The 1620-nt window shown below is 62.2% G+C and carries 1 protein-coding gene; it reads right to left on the minus strand.

The window, feature by feature from the left end; genetic code table 11:
* Positions 1-135: 135 nt before the first annotated feature.
* On the minus strand, positions 136-1338 hold the full coding sequence (locus BLIN9172_RS17705) for an IS110 family RNA-guided transposase (RefSeq protein ID WP_101556179.1): 1203 nt from the start codon (positions 1336-1338) through the stop codon (positions 136-138).
* Positions 1339-1620 lie beyond the last annotated feature (282 nt).

The raw sequence follows: 1620 nt of genomic DNA on the forward strand, positions 1-1620 counted from the left end.
GGGGGGTGCCCCTATGTTTTAAGTCAAGGGGCAACGACTAGTTTCTTCAAGAATATTCGGTAGGAGTCGAAAGGCAGGGATGATCGGTCTGGGAACCAGCTCCCGGACTGATCTGGTACTCCGCTACGGTTCGGTTCAGGCGGCGGTCGCCACCTCGGGTGTATGGAAGTAGGAGCCGTCGCGAAGCATCGCATACAGCACATTGCAACGGCGGCGGGCCAGGGCGATCAGTGCTTGGTTGTGCTTCTTATGCTCGGCACGTTTCTTGTCGTAATACGCCCTCGACAGCGGGTCTTTCAACGCCGCGAACGCGGATAGGAACAACGCTCGTTTGAGGACCTTGTTCCCCCGCCGGGACGAGTGATCTCCTCGGATCGAGGTTCCCGATCGCCATGTCACCGGTGCCAGTCCGGCATACGATGCGAGGTGTCCGGCTGATTCGAAGTCCTTACCCACGACCTCGGTGAGGATCCTCGCCGCGGTCCTGACGCCGACTGCCGGCATCGACGTCAGGAGTTCGAAAAGCGGATGCGCCTCAACCAATTCCTCGATCCGTTCCAGCACCTCATCCCGCGACGCACGCGTCTGCGCCAACGACGCGGCCAGCTGGGGCAGGACGAGGCCGGCGGCGTCGGTGCCCGACACCACCACCGTCTGCCCGTCGAGTGCGGTGAAGATCGCGGTCGACCACCGCTTCCACGCCCGCGGTGCCTGCTTGCGCAGCAGCGTCTCGACTCGGTGCTTCCCGGCATGACGCAAGGCTTTGGGCGTCGGGTACTTCGCCAATAGCGCCAGCATCGCCGGATGGTCCAGGTGCGGACCGATGACGGTCTCCAATCCGGGGTGGATCTGAGTCAGCAGGCCCCGGATCCGATTCGACGTCGCTGTGGCCTGTTTGGCGAGGTCATCGTCATAGCCGCACAACATCGACAACTCGGCCACGTTCTCATCCGCCACCCGGATACCCCGCAATGTGTGCGGCATGGTGCGGGCGGCTTCAGCGATGATCGCGGCATCACGAGCATCCGTTTTCGCCTCGCCGGGGTGTAGGTCGGCGATGCGGCGCATCGCTAACCCGGGCAGATAGGCGACCGTGATGGACTCGGCTTGGGCGACCGCGACCGGCAAGGCGCCGATGGTGGCGGGCTGGTCGACGACAACCAGCAGTGTTCCGTGCTTGCGCAGCCGGTCGAGCAAAGCCCGGAGTTTGGTTTCGTTCTGCGGCAGAGCCTTCGACAAGAGCTGTTTGCCGTCGCGGTCGAGTGCGACGGCGTGGTGGTTGTGTTTGCCGACATCGATACCGATGAATACGTCGATGTCAGCGTGGTTGGTGATCATGTCACTCATCTTCTTCGACTCATGTGACCGGATATTTGGTTGTGGTTCGGCTGGCCGGTGGTGCTGTGGCTCCTGGGTTCGGCATCCACGTTACGGTCGGGCTCAAGGCATGTGTTCTGCCAGTGGTTCTGGCCCCTATCAGCGATTTCCCTGGTGCCTTCGAACCCCGGTGACTACACCCCCCGGATCATGATGACTGGGGGCATCAATCATGCCGGGGTCCTCAGGCCAGCGACCCCTTCAATCCTGACGGATGGTGGGGCTAATTAAAAGGTAACGGGG

Origin of the sequence: Brevibacterium linens ATCC 9172, from assembly GCF_900169165.1 — a bacterium.
Taxonomy (GTDB): Bacteria; Actinomycetota; Actinomycetes; order Actinomycetales; family Brevibacteriaceae; genus Brevibacterium; species Brevibacterium linens.